The organism is Leptolyngbya sp. DQ-M1 (assembly GCF_039962505.1).
Lineage (GTDB): Bacteria > Cyanobacteriota > Cyanobacteriia > Leptolyngbyales > Leptolyngbyaceae > Leptolyngbya.
The window spans coordinates 1-21,913 of sequence record NZ_JAMPLJ010000023.1; the positions used below are offsets into that span (position 1 = coordinate 1).

The 21,913-nt window shown below is 45.6% G+C and carries 17 protein-coding genes and 5 pseudogenes; 16 read left to right on the forward strand and 6 right to left on the reverse strand.

The features are described 5' to 3' along the window. Positions 1-170 precede the first annotated feature (170 nt). Both NC981_RS24610 and NC981_RS24615 read left to right on the forward strand, forming a co-directional pair. Positions 171-524 (forward strand): hypothetical protein, encoded by a 354-nt coding sequence (locus NC981_RS24610; protein ID WP_348245447.1) that lies wholly within the window; start codon positions 171-173, stop codon positions 522-524. 184 nt (positions 525-708) lie between these two features. Next, positions 709-867, forward strand: a complete 159-nt coding sequence (locus NC981_RS24615; RefSeq protein ID WP_242026508.1) for a hypothetical protein — start codon at positions 709-711, stop codon at positions 865-867. 284 nt (positions 868-1,151) lie between these two features. Here the strand turns inward: NC981_RS24615 and NC981_RS24620 are convergent. Further along, a pseudogene (locus NC981_RS24620) lies at positions 1,152-1,289 on the reverse strand (phage integrase N-terminal SAM-like domain-containing protein); the annotation flags it as partial. A 412-nt stretch (positions 1,290-1,701) separates the two neighbouring features. Between NC981_RS24620 and NC981_RS24625 the strand changes: the two are divergent. The 3 genes from NC981_RS24625 to NC981_RS24635 all read left to right on the forward strand — a co-directional run bounded on the left by NC981_RS24625 (position 1,702) and on the right by NC981_RS24635 (position 3,752). Then, positions 1,702-2,214, forward strand: coding sequence for a GNAT family N-acetyltransferase (locus NC981_RS24625; protein WP_348245448.1), 513 nt, complete (start codon positions 1,702-1,704; stop codon positions 2,212-2,214). A 180-nt stretch (positions 2,215-2,394) separates the two neighbouring features. Then, positions 2,395-3,066: a hypothetical protein gene (locus NC981_RS24630; protein ID WP_348245449.1), complete on the forward strand. Its 672-nt coding sequence runs from the start codon at positions 2,395-2,397 to the stop codon at positions 3,064-3,066. A gap of 308 nt (positions 3,067-3,374) precedes the next feature. Next, positions 3,375-3,752, forward strand: a complete 378-nt coding sequence (locus NC981_RS24635; protein WP_190375047.1) for a nuclear transport factor 2 family protein — start codon at positions 3,375-3,377, stop codon at positions 3,750-3,752. 305 nt (positions 3,753-4,057) lie between these two features. Here NC981_RS24635 and NC981_RS24640 read toward each other — a convergent pair whose 3' ends face one another. Continuing rightward, entirely contained in the window at positions 4,058-4,717 is a 660-nt protein-coding gene (locus NC981_RS24640) for a gamma-glutamylcyclotransferase (RefSeq protein ID WP_348245450.1), read from the reverse strand. Between the two features lie 293 nt (positions 4,718-5,010). Here NC981_RS24640 and NC981_RS24645 point away from each other — a divergent pair, with 293 nt between their 5' ends. Next, on the forward strand, positions 5,011-5,553 hold the full coding sequence (locus NC981_RS24645) for a VOC family protein (protein WP_348245451.1): 543 nt from the start codon (positions 5,011-5,013) through the stop codon (positions 5,551-5,553). A 297-nt stretch (positions 5,554-5,850) separates the two neighbouring features. Here the strand turns inward: NC981_RS24645 and NC981_RS24650 are convergent, their stop codons facing one another. After that, complete coding sequence (locus tag NC981_RS24650) at positions 5,851-6,129, reverse strand: hypothetical protein (RefSeq protein WP_348245452.1); 279 nt, start codon at positions 6,127-6,129, stop codon at positions 5,851-5,853. A 642-nt stretch (positions 6,130-6,771) separates the two neighbouring features. Between NC981_RS24650 and NC981_RS24655 the strand changes: the two genes are divergently transcribed. From NC981_RS24655 to NC981_RS24670, 4 genes are all read left to right on the forward strand, one after another. Next, the gene (locus tag NC981_RS24655; protein ID WP_348245453.1) at positions 6,772-7,446 is read left to right on the forward strand and encodes a hypothetical protein; all 675 of its coding nucleotides are present in this window, start codon (positions 6,772-6,774) and stop codon (positions 7,444-7,446) included. A gap of 5 nt (positions 7,447-7,451) precedes the next feature. Further along, on the forward strand, positions 7,452-7,994 hold the full coding sequence (locus NC981_RS24660) for a hypothetical protein (protein WP_348245454.1): 543 nt from the start codon (positions 7,452-7,454) through the stop codon (positions 7,992-7,994). Further along, positions 7,880-8,629, forward strand: coding sequence for an aminoglycoside phosphotransferase family protein (locus NC981_RS24665; protein WP_348245455.1), 750 nt, complete (start codon positions 7,880-7,882; stop codon positions 8,627-8,629). The genes NC981_RS24660 and NC981_RS24665 overlap by 115 nt, the downstream gene beginning before the upstream one ends. A 102-nt stretch (positions 8,630-8,731) precedes the next feature. Continuing rightward, positions 8,732-8,974, forward strand: a complete 243-nt coding sequence (locus NC981_RS24670; RefSeq protein WP_348245456.1) for a hypothetical protein — start codon at positions 8,732-8,734, stop codon at positions 8,972-8,974. Between the two features lie 140 nt (positions 8,975-9,114). Here NC981_RS24670 and NC981_RS24675 read toward each other — a convergent pair. Then, positions 9,115-9,558: pseudogene (locus tag NC981_RS24675) on the reverse strand (DDE-type integrase/transposase/recombinase); the annotation flags it as partial. Next, a pseudogene (locus NC981_RS24680) lies at positions 9,558-10,344 on the reverse strand (IS630 family transposase); the annotation flags it as partial. The pseudogenes NC981_RS24675 and NC981_RS24680, both read right to left, overlap by 1 nt. Positions 10,345-10,394: 50 nt before the next feature. Here NC981_RS24680 and NC981_RS24685 point away from each other — a divergent pair. From NC981_RS24685 to NC981_RS24695, 3 genes and pseudogenes are all read left to right on the forward strand, one after another. Further along, positions 10,395-11,108: a transposase family protein gene (locus tag NC981_RS24685; RefSeq protein ID WP_348245457.1), complete on the forward strand. Its 714-nt coding sequence runs from the start codon at positions 10,395-10,397 to the stop codon at positions 11,106-11,108. Next, entirely contained in the window at positions 11,048-11,293 is a 246-nt protein-coding gene (locus tag NC981_RS24690) for a transposase family protein (RefSeq protein WP_348245458.1), read from the forward strand. The genes NC981_RS24685 and NC981_RS24690 overlap by 61 nt, the downstream gene beginning before the upstream one ends. 67 nt (positions 11,294-11,360) lie before the next feature. Continuing rightward, positions 11,361-11,791: pseudogene (locus NC981_RS24695) on the forward strand (DDE-type integrase/transposase/recombinase); the annotation flags it as partial. 333 nt (positions 11,792-12,124) lie between these two features. Here the strand turns inward: NC981_RS24695 and NC981_RS24700 are convergent. Next, the gene (locus tag NC981_RS24700; RefSeq protein ID WP_190377318.1) at positions 12,125-12,313 is read right to left on the reverse strand and encodes a CsbD family protein; all 189 of its coding nucleotides are present in this window, start codon (positions 12,311-12,313) and stop codon (positions 12,125-12,127) included. Positions 12,314-12,806: 493 nt separating this feature from the next. On the opposite strand from NC981_RS24700, the pseudogene NC981_RS24705 reads away from it, so the two are divergent. The 3 genes and pseudogenes from NC981_RS24705 to NC981_RS24715 form a co-directional block, all read left to right on the forward strand. Continuing rightward, positions 12,807-13,084 (forward strand): annotated as a pseudogene (locus NC981_RS24705) (DDE-type integrase/transposase/recombinase); the annotation flags it as partial. 275 nt (positions 13,085-13,359) lie between these two features. Beyond that, entirely contained in the window at positions 13,360-19,383 is a 6,024-nt protein-coding gene (locus NC981_RS24710) for an AAA family ATPase (protein ID WP_348245459.1), read from the forward strand. A gap of 12 nt (positions 19,384-19,395) precedes the next feature. Further along, the gene (locus NC981_RS24715; protein ID WP_348245460.1) at positions 19,396-21,774 is read left to right on the forward strand and encodes a response regulator; all 2,379 of its coding nucleotides are present in this window, start codon (positions 19,396-19,398) and stop codon (positions 21,772-21,774) included. Positions 21,775-21,913: the final 139 nt, after the last annotated feature.

Below are 21,913 nucleotides of genomic sequence, written 5' to 3' on the forward strand. Positions count from 1 at the left end.
CAAAAGCAGCAAAGAAACGACCAAAAACGATCGTGCTTTTCCTTTGAAAGCTCGATCTGTCCTCGTTGTTCAAGATTTCACATCAGCTTTCAAACAAAACCCGCAACCAGTTGATATATAGCGATAGGGTTGAGGCTAAGATTGTAGCTTCCCTATAAACCATCAACTCGGTGACTGAAGCTGACCAACGTCCGGAAGGTCAAGGCATCCCCAGCATTTCAGGTGAAATGTTGAATCAGATTATGAATGCAGTTTCGTTCTCGGGTGATCACGAGATTGCAAGACTGGCAATCGTCATTAAGAACGTCAGAAGTTTTAAGGCAGGATTGGCTGCATCTGATTTAGCCCTACGTCATGCCAGTGGGGAGTACGATCAGGCGCTGTGCCTCAGTTTGTACCAAGCCTTGCGGCAAGTGAATGCCATTGACAGTGACAATGGTATCAGGGTGAGTACCTTACAGCGTCTCTGGAGGTACAAACAAATTCCACTCCTAGAACTAGAGACAAAATTTGGGGAGCGTTGAAGAAAGGGTGGGCATAAGTCGATGACTTGGTCGTGGCTGAAGGATTATGACCATCGAGAGGTAGCGATCGCGACGCATACCCTCGACTTCATGCAGTGGCGAGCGTTACATCAGAGTTAGAGCGAATTATCATTAATCTCAGTAAACCGCCATTTAATGTCTGTATACCCGCAAGGGACTAACTATGCAACCCACTGCGCCATTGCCCGACAAAATTAAGCAATCGTTTGAAAGACGTGCCGCAGAAATTGAGTACCCCGTAGAAGCAGTACTAGAAATGGCACTTGCAGGCTTCCTCGACAGCGAAAGCTTGAGTTTTTCCGATTGCAAGCCTCAATATTAAGGTATTTAATCCCATCCAGTTATAATAGGAACCTTCAGAAACTGAGTGTGCGAGTTCGATAAATGGGGATCAAATTCGCAATATAATACGGCTATGTTACAACTCTGGACTATATTTTGGACTGACGAACATACTACAACGAGGCTAAAACCCGCATTTTCTCGTTCAGTCCAAATCTTCAATTCAGTCCAACTTAAAATGGCTCAATTCCAACCAGGAAGGCAAATTGAGCCATTTTTGCTGCTGTTGAACTTCTGCGGACCCCGCAGGCGATCGCTACGGATCAAGCGGGCTTCGACCTCAGCCGCCCCCATGTCCTTCGGATGCTGTTTGTTGTGAAACAGGATGAAGCGGCGAATCCATTGCACATACGCTTCTTCAGTCCGATACGAATAGTGCCGTACTCGAATCGCATCACGCACTTGATCTCACAGCTTTTTGGGTGGTGAGGTCATTCCGTTCAACCCCAATCTTCAATCTGGTTGAACGAGATCTTAGGCAGAATAGTACAGACTTTCGCTGAGAAGAAATACGGAAATTTTCGGTCTAATGCCCCTGTCGAGGGGTAATATGCGGAATGTGAGTCGATCTAATGTTTCAAATCTCGGCATTAGGCAGAAAAAGTCGATCTAATTCCCCAGTTTAGGGTGTTAGCCCGACTCTCAGCAGTCTAAATCGCTCCAGAAGGGTGTTATGCCGACCACGTTCGGTCTAACGTCCAGATATGGGTGATTAGGCGGAGAGAGTCAGTCTAATAAATAGTTAGGCGTTGATACACTTCTTCTGTGGACGAAAGCCATAATCAAGTCCTCACACGACATCGATTTATTTAGTGTGCGTCTGCTTACTCCTGCTGACGCTGAAGCGTACCATTCAGTGCGCTTGCAGGCGCTTCATGAACTACCACCTGCTTTCGGCTCACTCCCTGAAACTGAGCCAAGTATCTCCGAGACTGCTGCGAGACTTGTAGTAAGCGATGAGCGTTGCTTCTTAGGAGCGTTTCAAGGCGAACAACTTATCGGCATCATCCGGATTTCTCGCTATTCAGCACCCAACGAGAAGCACCGTGCTTATCTTGCGGGTCTGTATGTCCTGCCCTCGTTTCGTTGTCATGGTTGTGGAAGAGCGCTCATCCACCACGCATTGAGTTGGGCAGCAAATACTCCAGGTATCAGGAGAGTTAATCTAACTGTCGTAACCCAGCAAGAAGGAGCAATCCGCCTTTATCAGTCGTTCGGCTTCCGCATCTACGGTACTGAACAGGAGACCTTTTCACGAGATGGACAATTCTACGATGAGTACTTGATGACCTTAGAACTCGACTCTGGTAATAACTGCAACGCCTAACAATCCGCTTGCACACCGACCGTTTAAAGGGGATTGGTTGAGTCCGAAAGGGTTCTGCGGCGGGTGAAGCGAGTCGTTATGCGGCTTGAGTTATTGGTGTTGGCGGTGCTTGGAACGTGTCTGTTGGATTCATTAAACTTAAGACGTTGAGTAAGCCCATCCTCAGATGGCTCTGAAATTATGGCATTTGAATTCGATCATCTCTTTATCTGGACTGACGTTGGTGCTTACGAAGCTGAGCGCCTAGTATCATTTGGTTTGGTGGAGGGAACCTCTAATACGCATCCTGGGCAGGGCACAACTAATCGCCGTTTCTTTTTTCATAACGCAATGTTGGAGTTGTTGTGGATTCATGATCCAGAAGAGGCAAGGTCTGAGCTAATCCGTCCCACTCGTCTTTGGGAGCGATGGACGCATCGGAACGATGGTGCATGTCCATTTGGGATCTGTCTGCGTCCGGTCATAGGTTCTGGTGACACAGTTGCATTTTCCAGTTGGGCATATCGCCCACCTTATTTGCCTAAAACAATGAGTATTGAGGTGGGAAAGAATAGTGATGTGTTGACTGAGCCATGGCTGTTCCAGACTCCATTTGGTCAACGTCCAGATCGATATCCTGTTGAGAAGTCACAACCTCTAAATCATGGTATTGGTTTACGCGAAATTACTCGTGTAGAGTTGGTGAGTCCTGCTGCAAATAGTTTGTCACCCGAACTTCAAGCAGTGGTTAATACAAAGCAGATAAAGCTACGAGGAGGAGCAGAGTACTGTCTAGAGCTTGGGTTTGATGGAGAAGTGCAGGGGAAACAGGTAGATTTCCGACCTCAGTTGCCGCTTGTGATGAATTGGTAGCGTAAAGTCGTCACCTAACAAGTCGCTGCAGGAACGATGAGCCTGGTTGGTTGTTCGAGAGGTTGTCTACGTCCGGTGAGCTTGGTCGTTAGACTGCTGAGGTATCGGTAGGGTGGCACTTCAAAATTATCTGTTAGTATTCACCATTGAGTATTGATGAGATTTTTAATGAAACGATGAGTTTAAGTGCTGTGAGAGATTCACGGTTAGATTATTTCGTTCGTCTCGACCACAGAATCTTTTCTGATGACAGAGGTAGAGCGGATTAGAGCACGATAATGAAGTGGCTTTCAAAAAGGAGTAAACAAGTGACAACTGACAGAGCAGTCGAGGAGCGCATTATTCTTGAATTAGATACCGCCTTTCTTGATGCTTTTCTACGGCGTGATGTAGCAGTGGTTGATCGTGATCTACCAGATGACTTCTTAGCTGTCTTTCCAGATGGTCGAGTCGCAAATAAACAGATGGAACTGGAAAATGTCAGGCACGCTGCGGTTGAGTCGTACACAACAGATGAAGTTCAGGTGCATTGGTATTCCGATACAGTAGCAGTAGTCAATTTCCGTATGGTGTTAAACATGAAGGAACGAGGACAGAAACAGGTTAGGGACTTGCACGTTTACATCAAACGGGACGGGAAATGGCAAATGATTACAGGGCAAGTGACACCAATTCTGCAACCCTGATTATTGACGACAGAGATAGGTATGTCGCAACGATCGCACAGTCTAACAACCCTAGTGCAGCGGATTGCCTGGAGCCGATTGTGGTGTTGCAAAGTCTTTAGCAACCACTGACCACGATCGTTAAAGCTATATTTTTGAGTTCTGGTGAGCTGCCGCACACAGCAGAAGTTCCAGCATTACCAAAGCATCACAAGTTCTGCCTTGCATTAGACAGGAGTGGCGTTGGCAACGAATGAAGCAATTGACCCTGTCATTCCAACTCAGTTATGGCTCCACTGCAACACTGAAAACCTGATGTAGCGGGATTACAACCGCTGCCGAGCTAACACTTGCTGAGCCAGCAAAAGTAATGGCTCATCTCGGATGCCAGCTTTCATTAATCCATCGACGGTTTGCATCAAATACTCCGCACAAGAACCCAACTCGCCAGACGCAGTCGCAATACTGTGAATCGTTGTTTCCAAAGAAATGTTCCCCGCGTACGCACGATGCTGACGGTTAATCACAAAGGTAATCGCAGGCAAGGATTGCATTCCATCAAACACTCTCACCCAACGAGGCAGATAAGACCCAACGACCATTTCCCGTCGCCATAGCAAAGGGAGTTCTGAGGACACATCCACCGCATCAATGCGATAGGCAATCCCGCGACAACTGCCTCCCCGGTCTAGCCCTAAGACTAATCCTCGATTGTCTGGCGTTCCGCGCCCTTGAGGCACCCAGAGGCAAAACCGGCGATGCCAGCCGTAGATTTTACCGATGCGCTGTTCTGCAACTTTGATGATCGGGTTCCAGATGAGTGAACCGTAAGCAAACACCCAAACATCAGAGTTGGATGGATGATGCAACAGGGTTTGGCGGAGTGACTCCTGTAACTGGGCTTCACTCAAGACAATGCCGGTTCCAGCCTTGAGGATAGTCTGTTGTAAGCGGTTAGATTCGAGATCTGAACGGGTGAGTGACACGATGTCGGATTTTGAGTGGAGTCATCCCTCGATTGTAAGCGCATCTCGACTGACACAAGACGGTCGAGACTTTGTTGAACTGCCGAACATGTTTTAGTGCAACAAGACTTATCATAACGACACCCAACAGATCCGACTCTAGCGGACTGTTTGGATATCCAGTGTATGGCTAGAAGCATTGGTAGCCGCTGAATGCAATCGCTGGGTGTAGGATAATGACACGATAACAATTGTCAAGTCATCATCAAACTAGTTTGTGAAGAATTCCTAGACCTAATCAATAGGTGTCATCGATGAAAGAATTTCAGCTCCAAGGGATTAATCATCTTGCTCTCGTCTGCAAAGATATGACCCGCACGATCGATTTCTACTGCAATACTTTAGGTCTACGTCTAATTAAAACAATCCAGATTCCTGAAGGAGGACAACACTTCTTCTTTGACATTGGAAATGGGGATGCACTCGCCTTCTTCTGGTTTCCCCAAGCTCCTGAAAGTGCACCCGGTATCGCATCTGTTAATCCAGCTGCACTGCAAACGGGTGACATCAGAACTGCTCACGGTTCAATGAATCATGTTGCTTTCCGGGTTCAATCTGAAAAACTAGATGAGTACCGAGGTCGGCTCATTGCTAAAGGCATTCAAGCAACACCGGTTCTGCATCACGCGGATGTGCCTTCCGGTTACGTTCCAGAAGCGGATGAGAGTACCTTCATCTCTTCCTTCTACTTTTTTGACCCAGATGGCATTCTTCTAGAGTTTGCGGCAACGGTTCGTGAGCTGGGTGATCCTGAACGGGACCTTAATCAGATGCCGGACACCGCTCAGACATTTTAGAGATCGCAGCCTAGCATGTTTCCTGAGCAACCGCTCGCTGCTACCTAAGTGAAAGTAGGAACAGATTGGGTAAGTTAACCCTAGTCCTAGAGAACGGATTCGTTCATGATAGAAGCATATTCAAAACCGCTAGCTCCTCTATTCACGCTGGCATTTATTAGAAGAAGCCCTAGGCAATTGTCTAGGGCTTATTAGTTGTTGCATCAAGAACAGCGGCTCTTTTAATCAGTTGCCGCAGTCGGCAGAAAGTCGAGACGCAGAGCGTTTTGAGTCTCTTTAGGAGAGTTGAAGATTCAGTCAGCTAGAAATCGACACAACAATGCCCTTCTTCCGCAAATCGCCTAACGCTTTGTATAAATCCCCTTCATCCAACTCCCAACGTGCAGCATAGCTGATCCCTTCGGGCGCACAGAAAGCAGCCACATCGATCTCAGGATTCAGCTTACCTTGATAGTCCACTTGCAAGGCAAAAAAGACGTAATCGCGACCACTGGTGAGAAGTCTGAGACTACGAATTCGTAATAGTTCGTCTCGATCAACCAAGTAGTTGGCAGCAGCAGAATTGTCTTGAATCATAAATAGTACAAGTGTATGTTAACAGTTACATTACACGAAGCATTTTCTAATTGCAAGAATTCAAGAAAAACATCGAGCCTCTGTATTGTTTTTTCTTGTATCTAATAATTCTGGAGAGCTAAAACTGTGACGATTAGCATTTTTTACTTTACTCACAATGTTATTTGAACACGAAATATATTCTCTTGATAAGACTAGATTCACTCTCAATAAGAAAATAAGAATTTGACATAAGCTTATGTCTCGATATTTAGCTCATATTGATAATCATTCAAATTAAATTGCAAATATAGGAATTTTCTTAACAAGTTCTGAAACTTTAATCGGAGAGCAAAGATAAATCTAATCGACAATATTTTAGAGTCGTAAAATATACGATTGAGCACCAATATAGCTGCGCCTCAGAACCAAAATTAAGATGCACTAAACCAGGTCACACGGGCATTTGAGTCGTTTTTAGTGATTGTTTTGTCAGCTTTACTGAAAATATTTAGTGCAGTTTTATTGAAGAAAATCGCTGTAATGTCCTAGGGAAGTGAATTTAAGGGATTTTATTAGAAAAACAAGCTCGTTGTGGAAGGATATTGCCTTCTAAAATCAATTGGTTGATTTATACTATTAGTACAAATCAACTGAAAACTTATGGCTAGCCACTCCTACCCTAAATTCTTTGACCTGGTTCAACGCTACGAAGAGAGGCTCTACCAGACACTTTCAGCCGAGAGCGCTCAGGTCAAAATTTATCAGTTATCGTCGGTTCTCTGTCGTCTTATTCTTCCTCAGCTCGGCTTCCAACGCGTTGATCCCAGCGGCAAGATGACTACAGAAGAAAAAGCGGCAGCGATCAACTTTATGAAACAGCTTCCGATCACAGCCATTCTGAGAGCGCGCTCTGCATTAGAGACAGGAATTGCTGCACTCAGAACTCCTAAGCCTAGCTATAGAAATTATCGCTCGCACTTTGGACAATTTGAAAATTATGCTCAGCAATTAGACATTTATCCTCATCCAGAAAAATCAATTTTAATTGCTGAGCGTTGTGGACCGATTCAGCAACTCCAAGGTGGCAAAACAAAGCTGACTTCTAGAACTGGATCTTATAAATCCTATGCAAAAGAGATTGAAGAGCTTTCACCAAAATCTCAGCAAGAATTGAGAGATGCCCGCCGTTTTTTTACCGATCCAAATGATTCATTTCGAGTGTTTAAAGTTCTCAAATGGACTCCTATGAGGCTTATGAGAAAGAAATTTTACGAATATATGGTTTTTTGGAGAAATACGCTAATCCTCAAATTCCGGCTGACGAATTGTGTTTAGACTGCTTGTTTCCAGTCATCAATCCTGCTGACATTGCTGATTTGAATGATTACGAGCGGCGACAATTTTGGCTAGCCCATCAAAATAGACTGAAGCAGATTCGCTCTGATTATTACAAATTCATTGAAGACTTCTCTGAATCAACCTCGCCATCCACTCGTGCGAATAAAGACACCGCGATCATTAATTACATTAAATTCAAATACAGAATGTTCGTCAGCGACAAAAAGGATTATGACGCTAATCCACTGATTCAAACCATGCGTACGGGGCTGAATCTCCAGATGCAGGAGAAGCATCGACGACAGAAACATCGGCAGACCGAAGCTGATGAATCACTCAAATTCCCTGACCCCGTAGAAGGCAAGACAGATCTAGAAGTGATGAGAGAAACGGTTCTGATGCCCACATTCATCTTGCGCCGACCCCGGTTGTGGCAAGAGTTTCGACAACCACTGGCACGATTCGATCTGGGGATGCTTGGTTTACTCGTGAAGTCGCGATCGCAAAATATCTCACCGCCGTCGGTGCGCCGATTATTCCACTGAGTTCGACACTGGAGGCAGGACCACATCATCATTTAGATTTAATTTTAAGCTTCTGGGAGTTCGTACAAATCTTAGAAGAACCCTTTGATCCGTACCAAGCAGGCCAAGCTCTTCGCCACTGCCATGAAGCTCTAAAGGAATTTTCTGGAGAGTTGCTTGTTCTCGCGTTAATTTCGGAAGCGCGGCAACTCCTCGATCGTTTAATCGCTGAATCAGAGTTTACGCTAGCGGACGCAGAAATGCTACTGCAAGTGAGTGACCGATTAGAACCACAACTGCGACAGCTTCCGATGCAGCCCATCCACGGCGATCCGCATTCTGGCAATGTTCTCAAAACGACACGCGGCATATTGTGGACAGATTGGGAGGATGTGATGATTGGACCAATCGAGTGGGACTTAGCCTCTCTAGTCGCATCCCCCTATGTGTTTGGCACAGATCGAGACAAGGCAGAGATGGCGCTGGATGGCTACGGTCGATCGTTCGATCCTGAAGCATTAGCAGTCTGTATTGAAGCTCGAACATTGGTGGCATTAGTGTGGACGATCATTCTGCATCGCCAGCATCCAGATCGATCGCGGCAAGCCCGGATTGAAGGAAGACTGCGCTGGTTGCGGAGCCGTAAGACCCGATAATTCGTCAATCGGTCGCGGATTTATTTCTGCTCATAGATCGGTGTTCACTCCGCAACAACGTGCCACGATCGCGCTGAGCAAACGAAAGTAAGGAGAATTTTAATGGAGCGAACAGTTAGCGATCAGGATGGCATCACCTGGTCCTGTATTGAAGCATTCACTGGACTCTCTGACGAAACCGGACACTCAGGAGCCGCACAAGTAAAAGGGCAAGAGGGCGCTTACTGGGTGGTCTGTACACCGAGTGGTGGGGCTCAGTCTGTTCGACTCAAACTATCCGGCGATTGGCAGAATGATTACTCAGATGAGGCACTGCTACAAGAAATTAAAGAACAGTCCCACTGAACTCGGCTCCCAATCGGATATAAGCTGAGCAGGGTGGTTTCATAGAGAGAAAGAAAAATGAGGATGGACGGCATTATCAACTTAACGGAGCAGATTCAAAATTAGGCACGATAATTCCTGAGCAGTCTTGATCCCTCTGATTACGCAGCAGAATTTAGCCCAGCAACTTCTCGCCAATCTTCAAACCGTTGGCGTAGCTGTTCTCGATATCGTTTTGCACTCGGTTCATGTTGTTTTGGATGAAAGTGTTCTCGGATTGGCTCAAACGTGGAGAGAAATCGTTGCGCTTGCCCTGGAGATTTGAATCGCCGCATTCGTCGTTCTCGTACCCTGGTGGGTTGATGCGAGTTCTCCGCCCGATTATTCAATCTCTTGTGCTGTCGATGCTCTACACTCGGCATCACTCGTTTCTTTGCAGCTTCGTAACTCTTCAGCTTGTCGGTGACGATGACGCGAGGTACAAACCCTTGTTTCTTCAGGAGTTTGCGGAAGAATCGCTCTGCTGCTTTCGTGTTTCGATGCCGTTGCAGCAAGACATCCAGCACATTTCCTTCTGAATCCACTGCTCGCCACAAGTATAGCTCTACGTAAGAACATTAGGACAGTTTTTGAAGGCAGCATCGACACAATCTCGAAAGCTGTCAAATTCCTCCCAGCGCTGCCGCATCCAGTTCTTGAGCACAAACGACCAGTTCTCAATCGCATTTAAGTCCGGTGAGTACGGCGGGAGATACCAGATCTCACAACCTGCTTCAGCGACCAGTTCTTCAATGAACTGCGAGCGATGAAAACTGGCATTGTCAATCACATCGCCCGGTTGCAAGTGTGGCAGAAGGCAGGTCTGAACCCAAGTCTCGAACAAGGCTCGGTTACACGAACCTGCAAAGGTCATGGGCGCAACCATGATTTTTTGCTTGAGTGCGGCAATCCAACGACTCGTTCTCGACGCTTGCCAGATTTTTGAGCATAGAAGCGTTGTCCAATTTCACAGTAGCCGTAAGCATACTCATCTCGATTGTCGATGAGGCAGGCATCGACATAAATCACTTGCTCGGGTCGCTTGGTCTTTAATCGTTCGACAAATTCCGCTCGTTTTAGGTCGTCGCGTTCTCGGTAGCCGTACGTCTTTTTTTTCGACTGACTCCAATTTTTCCCAAGGCATCGCTTATGTTTTGCTGCGTCACGTTGTCGCCCCACAAGGTTGCGAGTTGCGCTTGCGTTTTGCCACCATGCTGTTTCACAAACTCGCGAAATCGCTTCCAATCCTTGATTTTGTGCCGACTGCCTTGCTGATAGTGCGTGATAGCTCGACAAGTTCCGGTTTTTGCTTCACGTTTGAGCCACAGATCCAGCGTATTGCGACTAATAGAGCTGTTGGGAAATAGTGGATAATTAGGAGAAGCAAAATGAATTCAGATTGATGCTAGACCTTAAGCGAGCGCTGAGTCAAGATCGCCTACTTCGAGCTTTGACTGGACTGAACCGCAAAGCATTTGATGCGCTGCTGCCGAGTTTTGAGCAGGCATACGAGGCAAGCCGAATTGCCGCAAAGCCACAGCGCAGACGAGCAAGGGGCGGCGGACGCAAAGCGAGACTGAGCAGCATTGAAGCGAAGCTGTTTTATATTTTGTTCTACTTCAAATGCTACCCCACGTTTGATTTAGCAGGCATTTTGTTTGACCTTGACCGTTCGCAGACGCATGAATGGATGCACGAATTGCAACCCGTTCTCGAAGCGGCTTTAGGGCATGAGATGGTGCTGCCAGAGCGCAAGTTACGCAGCATTGATGCGTTCCTCGAACAGTTTCCGGGTGTGGAGCGCGTGATGATTGATGGCACAGAACGCCCGATTCAACGACCCCAGGATGCGGAAGAGCAGACCTTGAACTACTCCGGGAAAAAGCGTCGCCACACCCGCAAGCAGTTGGCGGTCGTAGACCAAACCAAACGGGTGCTGGTATTGAGCAAAGCTCGCGAGGGGAAGCTCCATGACAAGCGCTTTGAAGCCCAAGAGGAGATTGCCTTTCACATTCCCGACGAGATTCCAATCGAAGTTGATCTCGGCTTTCAAGCTTGCAATCCGAGTACACGAACATTCGCATTCCGCATAAGAAGCCAAAAGGGGGTGAGTTAACCGATGAACAAAAGCAAGAAAATCGCACCCTGAGCCAGTCGCGAGTCCTTTGTAAGAATGCTTTCGCAGGCATCAAGCGCTATGCTGCGGTCAGCGTGATTTATCGCAATCACATTCAGGATTTTGATGACCATTTGATGCTCACTGCTGCTGGACTATGGAACTTCTACTTGCAAGCAGCTTAATCTCAGAAACGAAAGTCAGAGTTCTGCTTCAAGGTCAAGTTATTCTCCAACAACTCTAATCAAAAAACAGCAATACTATCTGTGGCGGGCGGTGGACGGTGAAGGAAACGTGCTGGATATCTTGCTGCAACGACATCGAGACACCGAGGCAGCGAAGCGATTTTTCGTAAGCTGCTGAAGAAACAAGGGTTCGTGCCACGGGTGATTGTCACCGACAAACTGAAAAGCTATGAAGCCGCAAAGAGACGAGTGATGCCAAGTGTGGAACATCGACAGCAGAAGGGATTGAACAACCGGGCGGAGAACTCCCATCAGTCCACAAGAGTCAGAGAAAGGCGAATGAGGCGATTCAAATCGCCCGGACAAGCGCAACGATTTCTATCAGCATTTGGACCGCTTCGAGGGCACTTCCATCCCAAGCAACATGAACTGAGTGCAAAACGATATCGAGAACAGTTACGCCAACCCTTAGAAGATTGGCGAGAAATACCTGTGTGAAAGATGCTGCGTAAACTTGAGCGAGACTGACGATTGAGAGATTTCCGTGCTTAATTTTGAATCTTCTCGGTTAAGTTGATAGTGCCCAATTAACTTATAGGAAGCTTTCATCAAGCCTTTGACAATTATCTTTGTGGCACTAAATTAGCAGGAACCATAAAACGGAAGGAGCGTCCCCCTGCCTGAAGTCGCATCTTATTTTTAGAACTGAGAAAAGTGTTGATGGCTCAGGCTGTAGTGCCTTGAGTCACGCAAGCAACCTACACAAGAGGGAGTAGGCAAAGCAACTCATTCCCTACGGTGTAAGTAGCACCAATTGATGCATTAACCTGCTTAGGCTTTATCAACGATGTTCTTAACACTGTCTTTGATATCTTCCTTAGCATTTCGCATTTCAGCTTCGGCTTGCTTTGCCTTACCTTCTACTTGCGCTTGCTGATCACCCGTCATGCTACCGATCGCTTCTTGTGCTTTGCCTTCGATATTTTTAGCAGCCGCTTTTGCTCTCTCTTCTAAACTCATAATTTACACTCCAATAATCATATCAATTCAATTCATTGAGCCAGCTTGGAAGCTTTCTCTGACGGCTCAATAGTATAGAAACTACAGGAGCCGATAAATGTGCTGTATCCAACGCGAGGCAGATTTTAGCTTCCTTAATTCCCTGAACTTAGATAGTGAAGTGGCAATCGAATTGAATGTCTAGCATCTCCTCGGATTTTGAGTGGCACAACGCTTTACAATGCAGTGGAGATAGTGCCGTAAATGTTCAGCTTCAAGGCTCTTTCCACGTTTTGGTGACCCAGAATGTTGAGTAGCCCGAAACTCAATCTTTAAGTTAGATGAAGCAACGTTCGCGTACCTCTCAGCTACATTTCTCCCGCGATTAAGGATGTTGTAGGACATGAATCACCAAAAGTGATATTCGTGATGAAACATTGCTTAACATCTGAAACCCTGATTCTGTGGCTGACCTATTACAGAACTTCACGGTGACAACCTCAAGAGAGATGAAGCCGCAAAGAAGCAGATGATGAAGCGCGTAGCGCATCGGCAGCATAAAGGACTGAATAATCGAGTTGAGAACACCCATCAACCTACACGAACACGAGAGCGACGAATGCGACGCTTCAAATCACCCGGGCAAGCCCAACGATTTCTCTCAGCTTTTGGACCGATTCGAGATTACTTCCACCCGAAACAACATCAACTGAGTGCAAAAGTTACCGCGCACAACTACGCCAGCGATTTCAAGATTGGCAAGAAATTGCCTGCCTGAAAACTGCTGCTTAAATTGAGCGAACCTGACGATTCAGGAATGATTGTGCTTGATTTTGAATAATCACGGTTAAGTTGACAATGCCCGTGTGAATTATGTTGACCTCGTGCCAAGTCATGTTCGTTGGTGAAGTATTATTGTCTCCCTGTAGCCTTTAAGACTTGTCATCTATTCTAGGGAAATAGACAGACAATTCTATCACGTTCACAAGCTCATCAAATTACTCGTTCCATACCTAACATGGGGAAAGTCGAGTATTCAACATTTAAGAGTATCCGTTTGTAAAAAGATGAGTATTACGATCGCTGGCTATACCCTGCTCGAAGTTCTTCATGAAGGAGCCGCCACCTACGTTTACCGGGCTAAGACGGTATCTGACAGCAATCTGGAACCAACGAGTGTCATTATCAAAACCTTGAAAGCTGAGTATCCAACGATCAACCAATTGGCTCGGTTAAGACACGAATATCAAATTCTTCAAGAATTAGAGATCGAAGAAGTTGTCAAGCCATTAGCCTTAGAAAGCGACCGAGATGGGTTAGCCCTCATCCTGGCTGACTTTGATGGAGAATCGTTGGCGAAAGCGATCGCTGTAAGACGATTCGAGCTAAATATTTTTTTACAAATTGCCATTCATTTAACTTCAGTTCTGGCGCAGCTTCACCAACAAAATATCCTTCATAAAGATATTAAGCCTGAAAACATCCTCGTTAACGAAAAAATGAGTGAAATCAGGCTGATTGATTTTGGGATTTCTACTCGCCTGCCAAGCGAAAATTCGCCGACTATTAACGTCCTTGAAGGAACGCTGTCTTATATGTCTCCCGAGCAGACCGGGAGAATGAACCGCTCGATCGACTACCGGACTGACTTTTATTCTCTAGGCGTTACCTTCTATGAGATGTTGACTGGGCAATTGCCGTTTCAAGCAACTGATACTTTGGAGATCATTCACTGTCACATTGCTAAAGCACCAGTCCCGCCTCATCTGGTCAATTCAGATATTCCAGAGGCGGTGTCTGACATTGTTATGAAGCTACTGGCTAAGACGGCAGAAGACCGTTATCAGAGCGCACTAGGGCTGAAGACTGACTTAGAAATGTGTCTAGAGATGCTGCAATCTTCTGGCACGATTTCCCGTTTTAAGGTGGGAGAGTTCGATTTATTTAGCCAATTTTTGATTCCAGAAAAGCTCTATGGACGCGATCGCGAAGTGAGCTTGTTAATGCAGACCTTTGATCGCGTCAGTGCTGGCAAAACGGAAGCCATGCTCGTTAAGGGTTACTCTGGCATTGGAAAATCGTCATTAGTCAATGAAGTTCGCAAACCGATCGTTGGCGCTAGAGGATACTTCATCTCTGGTAAATTTGACCAATTCCAGCGCAATGTTCCTTACTCTGCAATGATTAGTGCCTTTCAGTCCTTAGTGAAACAACTGCTGACTGAGAGCGAAACACAACTGGCTCAATGGCGAACCAAGCTTTTAGGCGCTCTGGGTAACAATGCTCAGGTCATTATTGATGTAGTTCCAGACGTGGAACTGATTGTTGGCAAGCAACCCGCTACTGTGGATCTTGCACCAACAGAAGCACAAAACCGACTTAATCTCGTTTTTCAAAACTTTATCCGTGTTTTCTGCTCACCAGAGCACCCTCTAGTCCTGTTTCTGGACGATCTGCAATGGGTTGATTCTGCCACACTGAAGCTGCTAGAGGTGATTCTAACCGATGCAGAAACAGGTTATTTATTCTTGCTTGGAGCTTATCGAGATAATGAAGTCAGTCCAAGTCATCCCTTAATGATGACACTCGATTCACTACGATCGACATCTGTTGTCATTCATGAAATTACCTTAGCTCCTTTAGCCCTCGCAGATATTAGCCATCTCATTGCTGACACGCTGCATCGTGATGCAATTTCTGTCCAGCCATTAGCTGAATTAGTCATCCGCAAAACGTCGGGCAATCCCTTCTTTGTCAATCAATTTCTCAAAACGCTGTATCAAGAGAGTCTGTTGACGTTCTCGGTTCCATTAAAGGTCGGTGAACCTAGTTGGCAGTGGGACATTACCCAAATTGAGGCAATCGGCATTACCGATAATGTTGTTGAATTGATGATTCAGAAGTTGCGAAAGTTGCCTGAATCGACTCAACAGGTGTTGCAGTTAGCTGCTTGTATGGGTAACACGTTTGATTTACAGACGCTTTCAATCATCGATAAGCGATCGTCAGCCGTTACCTATCAAAACCTATTGCCAGCTATTGAAGAAGGCTTAGTATTATCAACTTCTGAATTAACGTTTGCATTTGAAGACCTGATTGATACGCATTTAGTAAGCCTAGGGTTTAGATTTCTCCACGATCGAGTGCAACAAGCTGCATATGCGCTGATTGATGATAGTTCTAAGCAAGCAACTCACCTGCAAATTGGTCGTTTGCTTTGGCAAAACACATCGTCAGAGATGTTGTCAGAAAGGATATTTGAGATTGTCGATCACCTCAACTTAGGAATTGAGCTAATTGCTGATCAAGTAGAACGAGACAGAATTGCTCAGCTTAATTTGATAGCGGGTCAGAAAGCAAAGGCAGCAATGGCTTATGTTGCAGCAGTTGAATATTTGCAAACAGGGATGGAATTTTTAGTTGAAGATAGCTGGACTCTTCAGTACGAACTCGCATTAGCACTGCACACCGAAGCAGCAGAGTCGGCATATTTGAGCAGTAATTTTGAAGCAGTACAGCGATTCGTTGACATCGTGCAAAACTGCGCTAAAACTTTATTGGAAAAAGTGAAAGTATATGAGATTCAGATTCAAGCTCATGTATTGCAGAACAAACTGCTAGAAGCAATTAATACAGCACTACAAGCCTTAAAGCTGCTGGGAGTGAATTTTCCCGAAAATCCAGTTCCATCTGATATTGGACAGGCACTTTCCGAAACTGCGGAGATTTTGAATGAGAGGCGAATTGAGGATTTAGTTGATCTGCCTCAAATGAGTAATCCCTACAAACTAGCAGCCATTAAACTTTTAGCAAGTATCTTTGCTCCCGCCTATATTGCTGCTCCTACACTGTTGCCGCTGGCGGTGTGCAAACAAGTCGACCTATCAGTCCAACACGGTAATGCTCCCGTTTCTCCTACTGCTTATGCCAATTATGGTCTTCTACTTTGCGGAGTTGTGGGAGATATTGACTCGGGCTATCAGTTTGGTCAATTAGCTTTAAATCTGTTGTCAACATTAAACGCTCAAGAAATTAAAGCTAAGACGATCGTCATCGTCAATATCTTTATCCGACCTTGGAAAGAACATCTGAGACAAACGTTAGAGCCTTTGAGGTCAGCTTATTCTATTGGAATGGAGACAGGAGATTTAGAATTTGGTGCTTTTGGGCTATTAGTGAACTCCTATTTCGCTTATTACAGCGGCAAAGAATTGACTGCCCTTGCGGGAGAGATGGCAATTAATAGAGACGCAATTGATAAAATCAAGCAAAAAACAGCACTCAATTATCACGAAATCTATTGGCAGGCTACCTTAAATCTGCTGGGGCAAAGTGAAAATCCTTGCCGTCTCCAAGGTGAAGCCTACGATGAACGCCGAGGGCTACCACTACATGAGCAAGCAAACGACAGAGCGGCGATCGCTTACACCTATTTGAATAAACTTTTACTTTGTTATCTATTTGAAAATTACTCAGAAGCGATCGAGAATACTGTGCTCGAAGAAAACTATTTGGATGCAGTTGTCGCAACACCCCATCTTTCTCTCTTTCATTTCTATGAGTCTTTAGTCAAACTGGCTGTGTATTCTGACGCTCCCCAGTCAGAACAACAAGACATTCTTGGCAGAGTAAAAGCGAATCAAGAAAAGATGCAGCAATGGGCGCATCATGCTCCCATGAATTATCTGCACAAATTCTATTTAGTAGAAGCAGAGCGGCATCGAGTTTTAGATGAAAAAGTAGAAGCAATGGAAATGTATGACAGGGCGATTGCGCTAGCTAAAGAAAATGAATATCTGAATGAAGAAGCACTGGCATATGAACTGGCAGGTAAATGTTATTTAGGATGGGGGAGAGATGCGATCGCCCAACTCTATTTACAGAAGGCGCATTATGCTTATCAGGTTTGGGGTGCTCAAGCTAAAGTTGAGCATTTAGAAGAAAAATACCCTCAATTTCTGCCCAGGACTCCCGCTAAGAGCAGAACAAAGGCGACAATTTCCCAAAGAACGACAAATTATCCTGACGCTAATCACAACCTGGACTTAGCCGCTGTCATGAAAGCAGCACAAGCTCTTTCGGGTGAGATTGTTTTAAGCAAGCTGCTGACAAAATTGATGCAGATCTTGCTTGAAAATGCAGGTGCAGAAACAGGAATCCTAATTTTAGAAAAAGACTCGAAACTCTTCATTGAAGCTGCTGGACGTATTAATCAAAACGAGATTATCGTTCAGCAATCTATTGCTGTAGAGACAAGCCCACTACCACTATCCATCATCAATTATGTGCGGCAAACCCAGGAGAATGTGGTTCTGAATAATGCCACCCGTGAGGGAATGTTCACAACGGATAGTTGTATTCTTGATCACCAGCCAAAATCTGTTTTGTGTGCCTCGATCGTTCATCAAGGAAAGCTGATTGGGATTCTGTATCTAGAAAACAATCTCACAACGGGTGCTTTTACCGCAGAACGAGTGGAAGTTTTACAGCTTTTATCCTCTCAGGCGGCAATCTCCATTGAGAATGCCCGTCTTTACCAAGATTTGGCAACTGCCAATGCTGATTTGAAACAATCGCACGAACAGCTAGAGGAATATAGTAAAACGCTGGAAGCGAAAGTCGAAGAGCGAACCGTGCAACTTCGGCAAGAGGCGCGCGATCGTCAACGAGCAGAAGAAATAGCTCAATCCGCGAACCGAGCCAAGAGCGAGTTTCTAGCAAACATGAGTCACGAACTCCGCACACCTCTCAATGGCATTCTGGGCTATACCCAAATTAGTCAAAAAGACCGATCGTTATCCGAACAGCAAAAGCATCGCATTGCGATCATTCACCAATGCGGGGAACACTTGCTGACGCTGATCAATGATGTTCTGGATCTTTCCAAAATTGAAGCCCGCAAGATGGAACTGTATCCGAGAGAGTTCAATTTTGCTGAATTCTTGCAAAGCATCACAGAGATCTGCAAAATCAAAGCTGAACAAAAAGGGATTTCGTTAATTTATCAACCGCTGTCGCCTCTGCCCAAAGTGATTCGGGCAGATGACAAACGCCTGCGCCAAGTCTTGCTGAATCTGCTGGGCAATGCCGTCAAATTTACTGAGACAGGAACGATCGCCTTTAAGGTCGGCTATCACGAGCAGAAGCTTCGCTTTCAAGTCGAGGACTCCGGCATTGGTATTGCCACGAATCAGCTTGATGAGATTTTCAAGCCGTTTCAACAGGTCGGTGAAAATAGTCGCAAGCCAGAAGGAACAGGGTTAGGATTAGCGATTAGCGGTCAACTGGTTGAGATGATGGGCGGAACGCTTCAGGTCAAGAGTACCTTGGGGGTAGGCAGCACGTTTTGGTTTGATTTAGATCTGCTAGCCATTGATTCATCGGCAGCTACGGCTCATGCCTTACAGCGCACGATTACTGGAGTCAAAGGCAACAAGCGGAAAATTTTAGTTGTAGACGATAAAGCAACGAACCGCTCTGTCCTCATCAATTTCCTGGAGCCGATCGGATTTGACGTATTAGATGCCGTAGATGGTCAAGATGGACTAGATAAGGCGCAAGCGTTTCAGCCCGATGCTGTCCTGATTGACCTGGTGATGCCCAATCTAGACGGTTTTGAGGCAACCCGTCGGCTCAGATTAATGCCCGCCCTCAAAGACATCGTGGTGATTGCAATCTCGGCTAGCGTCTTTGAGTTCGATCAGCAACAGAGCCTCAAGGTGGGCTGCAACGATTTTCTACCGAAACCTATTCGAGAAGACGATCTCCTCCAGAAATTGCAGGAGCACCTGAAGCTGGAATGGATCTACGAGAATGAGAGTGAAATTGGAGAACCCTTTGGAGAGAGTAACAAACAGGAAAACAGCCAAGCCAGTTCTTCCTCAGTTTCCCCTAACTTTCTAATTCCACCGGCAGAAGAGATTGCTATTTTTCTAGATTTAGTCATGCGAGGAGATTTACGAGCCATTACCAAACGAGCGACACAACTAGAGGAGTCGAATCAGCAGTGGAGTCCTTTTGCCACCCATTTGCGGCAGCTTGCCAAAGAATTTAAGGGACGGCAAATTTTGGAATTTTTGCAGCAATTTTAAGAGGTATTTCTAATGAACAGAGGCGTTGTGGAAGAAGATGTCATTTTGATCGTGGATGATACGCCCACGAATTTAGAGGTGTTGCTCGACTTACTAGAGGCTGCTGGTTTCAAAGTAGTGGTGGCTGAAGATGGGGAAAGAGCGATCGCTCTAGCAGAGTATGCTCCACCTGATTTGATTTTGCTAGACATCCTCATGCCTGGAATTGACGGTTTTGAAACGTGCCGTCGCCTAAAAGCAAACCCAGCCACACAAGAAATTCCGATCATTTTTCTGACGGCTGTTAGCGATAACGTCGATAAGGTCAAAGGCTTAAATCTTGGAGCAGTCGATTACATCACCAAGCCACTCAATCATGAGGAAGTTTTAGCACGAGTTAACACTCACGTTCGACTACAAAACCTGACCAAGCGATTGACTGAACAAAATGAGCGGCTAGAAAAGGAAATTCAACAGCGCCAGCAGGTAGAAGCAGAACGCGAGCAAGCATTTAGAGCACTACAGCGCAGTGAAGCTCGATTTCGACGGCTAATTGAAGCCAATGTCATTGGAGTTATTTTTAGCATGACAGATGGCAGGATTACAGATGCCAATGATGCCTTTCTCCGAATTGTTGGATACGATCGCGCTGACTTGAAAGCTAGGAACTTAAACTGGCAAGCAATGACGCCTCCAGAATACATCCACCTCCATCAAGCCGCAGTGACAGAATTAACCAATACTGGAGTGTTTAATGCCTTTGAGAAAGAATATTTTCACAAGGATGGACACCGCATTCCTGTCATGATTGGCGGAGCTTTCCTTGATGAATCTCAAAAGGCGATCGTTGGCTTCGTCCTTGACCTAACTCAGCACAAGCAGGCAGAAGACAAAATTCGGGAACAGGCGGCTCTACTCAACATTACAACCGATGCCATTCTAGTACGAGATTTGGATAACAACATTCAGTATTGGAACAAAGGTGCAGAGCATCTCTACGGATGGAACGCTGAAGAGGCGGTCGACCAAAACGCGACTCAACTGTTGTATCGACCAGACTCACTCAAGCAACTTGAGGTTGCTCAAAAAAGTTTAATTGAGTGTGGTACATGGCAAGGTGAATTGCATCAAGTCAATAAGCAGGGCAAAGAAATCACTGTTGCCAGCCGTTGGACCTTAATGCATGATGCCCAGGGGCAACCCAAATCTTTCTTGACGGTTAATACAGACATCACTGAAAAGAAACAGCTTGAAAGCCAATTTCTGCGAACTCAACGGCTTGAGAGTTTGGGTACCCTTGCAGGCGGTATTGCCCATGATCTCAACAATATTCTGACCCCCGTTCTCAGTACAGCACAACTGTTGCAGTTGAAGTTTCCCTATGCTGACGAGCAGAGCCAGAACTTGCTCAAAATCGTTGAAGCGAATACTAGACGTGGGGCTGCGCTTGTCAAACAAGTGCTCCAATTTACTCGTGGGATAGAAGGCAATCGAGAGAGCATACAAGTAGAGCCTTTGATCTATGAAGTAAAACAGATTGCTGAAAAGACGTTTCCTAAGTCTATTCAAGTCCTAACTGATGTAAAGCCAGGGCTTTGGTCAGTTTCTGGAGATGCAACTCATCTACATCAGGTGCTGGTAAATTTGGTCGTCAATGCTCGTGATGCCATGATGAATGGCGGTACACTCACTATTTCTGCTGAAAACCTATTTATAGATGAACACTATGCTCGTATGAATCTTGATGCATCTGTCGGTCCATATGTTGGACTCCGTGTAAAAGACACAGGAACCGGAATGCCAATCGAGGTGATAGACAGAATTTTTGAACCGTTTTTCACCACGAAAGAGATTGGTAAAGGGACAGGACTAGGGCTTTCTACTGTAAGAGGCATTGTAAAAAGCCATGGAGGATTCATAGATGTATTCAGCAAGGTTGGTAAAGGAACTGAGTTTAAAGTATTTTTACCAGCCACAGAAGCAACCGTTGCCCCACAAGCGGAGCCTTCGAATCTGCTTGACGGAAATTCAGAATGGATTCTTGTCGTAGATGACGAAGTAGAAATTTTAGAAACAACCAAAGCTGCGCTGGAAGCCTATAACTATCAGGTTCTAGTAGCTAATGATGGAATTGAAGCCATTGCGCTTTATGCCCAACACAAAGATAAGATTGCTGTCACTCTGATCGATATGATGATGCCATCTATGGATGGACCAACAACAATTCAAACCCTACAAAAAATACAGCCAGGGCTCAAAGCGATCGCAATCAGTGGATTTGTGTCTAACGATAAATTGAGAGAGGCGAGTGGGATCAAACACTTTATCGCTAAGCCCTACACAATTCAAGAACTTCTGCAAGCCTTACAGATTGTACTAAAACAGCCTGCGGTTGTGTCGCAGAAATGGTAAGGGTTTGAATTATTAAGCACTGTGTCGGGTATCATCAACTTAACCGCTTATGTTCAAAATTAAGCACAATAATGCCTGAACATTCGGCGCTGCTCAATATTACGCAGCAACTTTCAAGCAAGCAATTTCTCGCCAATCT